This window comes from Endozoicomonas sp. ONNA1 (assembly GCF_024606325.1).
Classification (GTDB): Bacteria; Pseudomonadota; Gammaproteobacteria; order Pseudomonadales; family Endozoicomonadaceae; genus Endozoicomonas_A.
The window spans coordinates 1-4251 of record NZ_JAHHPN010000444.1 but is presented as its reverse complement, the minus strand read 5'-3'; the positions used below and the strand labels follow the sequence as shown (position 1 = coordinate 4251).

Annotated in this window: 3 protein-coding genes and 1 tRNA gene; all 4 read right to left on the bottom strand. The window is 47.3% G+C overall.

What is annotated here, in order from left to right; genetic code table 11:
* Positions 1-93 (bottom strand) — tRNA-Ser (locus tag KDK19_RS10240).
* A 210-nt stretch (positions 94-303) separates the two neighbouring features.
* Complete coding sequence (gene csrA / locus KDK19_RS10235; protein WP_257281110.1) at positions 304-507, bottom strand: carbon storage regulator CsrA; 204 nt, start codon at positions 505-507, stop codon at positions 304-306.
* Between the two features lie 414 nt (positions 508-921).
* Positions 922-2166 (bottom strand): aspartate kinase, encoded by a 1245-nt coding sequence (locus KDK19_RS10230; RefSeq protein WP_257281111.1) that lies wholly within the window; start codon positions 2164-2166, stop codon positions 922-924.
* A gap of 138 nt (positions 2167-2304) precedes the next feature.
* On the bottom strand, positions 2305-4251 hold a 1947-nt coding region (gene alaS, locus KDK19_RS10225), incomplete at its 5' end, for an alanine--tRNA ligase (protein ID WP_257291874.1).

The following is a 4251-nucleotide window of genomic DNA, read 5'->3' as shown; positions in this document are numbered from 1 at the left end:
TGGCGGTGAGGGAGGGATTCGAACCCTCGATACGGCTACAAACCGTATACTCCCTTAGCAGGGGAGCGCCTTCAGCCTCTCGGCCACCTCACCGCAAGTGCATTCAATACTACTGTTCACGTCTTGGAATGCAAGCTTTTTCTTTTTACATACGACCAAGGTTTTATATATAGACCAGAAAGTTTTTTATCTCGTCAGCAAACACATTAGCATTTTTCAATCGAAGCATTTCCCACAGATAAAAAAATACCCGAACGGTTAGCCGGGTATTTTTTCACTGAATTCGGTGTTATAACCAGACACTCAGTACGGCTCAGAGACGGATGGAACACCCCCGTGCTCTTTTTCTTTCTGAATTCTCTGGTAGATCTCTTCACGATGAACGGCAACTTCTTTTGGCGCATTGACTCCAATACGCACCTGGTTACCTTTTACACCCAGTACAGTGACAGTGACCTCATCCCCGACCATCAAGGTCTCTCCAACGCGGCGAGTCAGAATCAGCATTACAATCTCCTTATTTACATCTCTGTAAGTCAACGACCGTCAATCCTGAGCACGGCGATGCTTTTGTTGATTGACCTTAGCCCCAAATCCGGGAGTGCTTAAGTTCTCAGCAAAGCAGATACTGCCAGATCACCGTTTCATGCTTGAGAAACTCTCAGTCAACAGAGTCTAGCCACCGAACCCAACATTTCCATGCGTATTTTTACTAGCAGAGAAATGTAGTCATCAAAAAAATCACGTTTTGTAAGTTTTTAACAGGCACAGAACATTCTAGTTGAAGAATCCATGCCTGACGGGAATGACGGTGTATTTGTTCGATATTCCTGCCGATTGTTGATCAAACAAGCCACAGAACTATTTGGGTTGAGCAGATCAAAACTGAGCCACTCCCTTTTCAAGACAACCTACCCAGCCTTAGACTTCACTACTCTCAACAGGTTCCCTATCCAGTTCAAATACAGAGTGAAGAGCCCTTACAGCAAGCTCAAGATACTTCTCTGCAATAATAACGGAAACCTTGATTTCAGAAGTTGAAATGATCTGGATATTGATGCCTTCAGCTGCGAGAGCCTCAAACATCCGGGTGGCAACGCCCGCATGAGATCTCATACCCACACCGACGATAGATACTTTTGCGATCTTTTCATCACCGTCATACTCGCGTGCACCCAACTCATCACAGACTTTCGCACAGACATCAAGAGTGTTCTGATAATCATTACGGTGAACGGTAAAGGTAAAATCAGTAGTACGATCGTCAGACACATTCTGAACAATCATATCCACCTCAATATTGGCCTGACTGACAGGACCCAATATCCGGGATGCAACACCTGGAATGTCAGGCACACCTTTAATAGTGACTTTCGCTTCATCCCTGTTAAAGGCAATACCAGATACCACCGGTGATTCCATAGCTACATCCTCGTCGTCGATCGTAATAAGAGTTCCGGGGCCTTCTTGCATGGAATGCAGCACCCTCAATTTGACATTATATTTTCCAGCGAATTCAACCGCCCGAATCTGCAATACTTTTGAACCCAAACTGGCCATTTCCAGCATCTCTTCAAAAGTAATCTTGTCCAGTCGCCTTGCCCCCTCCACAACACGTGGATCGGTCGTGTAAACGCCGTCGACATCTGTATAGATCTGACACTCGTCCGCTTCAAGAGCAGCAGCCAGAGCAACGGCCGTGGTGTCAGACCCCCCTCTTCCAAGGGTTGTAATATTGCCTTCAGCATCACGCCCCTGAAAGCCAGCCACAATTACAACGCGCCCCCGATTAAGAGATGCCCGCATCTTCTCTGTATCAATATGCTGTATGCGAGCTTTAGTGTGAGCCTGATCCGTAACAATGGAAACCTGACTTCCAGTGTAAGAGTGGGCCGGACAGTTACGCTCGTTGAGAGCCATTGCCAGAAGGGCTATTGTGACCTGCTCACCGGTAGAAAGCAGGACATCCATCTCTCTGGGTGTGGGTTGTTTTTGAATATTAGATGCAAGATCAGTCAGCCGGTTGGTCTCACCACTCATCGCTGAGACAACGACAACAACATTATGTCCCTGATCTCTGAACCTCTTCACCTTGTCGGCAACTCCCTGGATGCGATCCAAGTTCCCGACAGAGGTGCCGCCAAATTTTTGTACTAACAGCGCCATGTTTATATCGTTCTACGTCAATCAGCCGACCCCGGAATGTAACACGAATAGCTTTGTTAAAAAAAGCACACCTCATTAAAAACGAGCCCGATGGCTCGTTTTTAATGAGGATTAAGTTGATCGAATTAACGAATCACATTACAGACGCTCTTGCAACCATGGGGCAATAGATTCAAGCGCTTCCTTGATTTTGGAAGCATCTGAACCACCACCCTGGGCAAAATCCGGACGACCGCCACCACGACCATCAACCTGATCGGCAACCATTTTCAACAAATCACCTGCTTTCACTTTGCCAGTAAGATCTTTGGTGACTCCCGCTACCAGAGGAAATTTAGCGTGACCAGGCACAGTCAGAAATACAATACCGGTCTGGAGCTTACCTTTCAGCTGATCCACCATGTCTCGCAAAGACTTAGGATCGACTCCCTCAAGCTCTGTAACCAGCACCTTTACACCATTGACATCAACAGCCCTGGACAGGAGATCGGCACTGCCAGCAGAAGCCAGCCTCTGTTGAAGTCTATGAAGCTCTTTCTCAAGCTCCTTATTCCTATCGAGAATTGAAGATACTTTGTCTTGCACATTATCCTGAGAACCTTTTACCAGACTTGCGACCGATTTCAGGGTATCTTCCAGCTTCTCCTGGTAATCAACCGCAGCTATGCCTGTGACAGCCTCAATGCGTCTCACACCCGCTGCAATCCCGGATTCAGAAACAATTCTGAATGAACCGATATCGCCCGTACGATTAACGTGCGTACCTCCGCAGAGCTCAACAGAAAAGCCTTCAGAGCCCATGGAAAGAACGCGAACCTCCTCACCGTACTTCTCGCCAAACAAAGCCATTGCGCCTTTAGCCTTAGCAGCTTTCATATCCAACAACTCAGTTTTAACCTCATTGTTATTACGAATTTGCTGATTAACCAGCCTCTCTATAGCCCGGAGGGCTTCAGGCCTGACCATTTCAAAATGAGAAAAATCAAAACGAAGTTTGTCTTGATCTACCAGAGAGCCCTTTTGAGTAACATGCTCACCCAGAACCTTACGCAGTGCAGCGTGAAGCAAGTGAGTAGCAGAGTGGTTCAACTCCGTAGCCCTGCGGGCTTCAGCATCGACGTAGGCAGTGACAGTATCACCAACCTTTAATTTACCCTGAGATACTTCCGAAATATGAAGATGACTGTCGCCCTGTTTTTGAGTATCCAATACCTTGACTTGGCCACCCTCAAAACTGAGCAAGCCGGTATCGCCCACCTGACCACCAGACTCTGCATAAAAAGGTGTTGACTGCAGAACGACCGTTGCTTCTTGACCTTCAGAGACAAAATCAACCGACTGCCCATCAACAAACAGAGCTGTGACTTCAGCCGCGTCCTGAAGATTTTCGTAACCCGTGAAATTGGTAGCCCCCTCAATGACCAACTGCTCACTGTAATTGACACCAAATTTGCTGGCTGCACGGGCCCTTTCACGCTGAACCTCAAGCAACTTCCTAAAACCTTCTTCATCTACCAACAGCTCACGTTCTCTGGCAATGTCATTAGTCAGATCGACAGGAAAACCGTAAGTATCGTAAAGGGTGAATACAACATCACCCGGGATAACACTGCCCTCTAGACCTTCCAGCCTTTCTTCCAGCAATTTCATTCCCTTGTCAAGCGTTTTGGTGAACTGTTCTTCTTCTTGCAGCAAGATTCTTTCTATCTGAGCACGGTTTTTAGCGAGATCCGGATAAGCATCACCCATCTCACGCACCAGGGAAACCACCAACTTATAGAAGAACGACTCAGTAGCCCCCAATTTGTGTCCGTGACGACATGCACGACGGATGATACGTCTGAGTGTGTATCCGCGACTTTCGTTAGACGGCATAATACCATCAGAAATGATAAATGAGCTTGAGCGGATATGATCGGCGATAACGCGCAGCGAAGCCTCTGTTGTCGGTACACCACCCAGAATTGCGGAAGCATCATTCAGCAGATTTTGGAAAATATCGATATCATAGTTACTGTGCCCGCCTTGCATAATGGCGGAAATCCTTTCCAGTCCCATACCCGTACCCACGTCGGCCTTCATGCT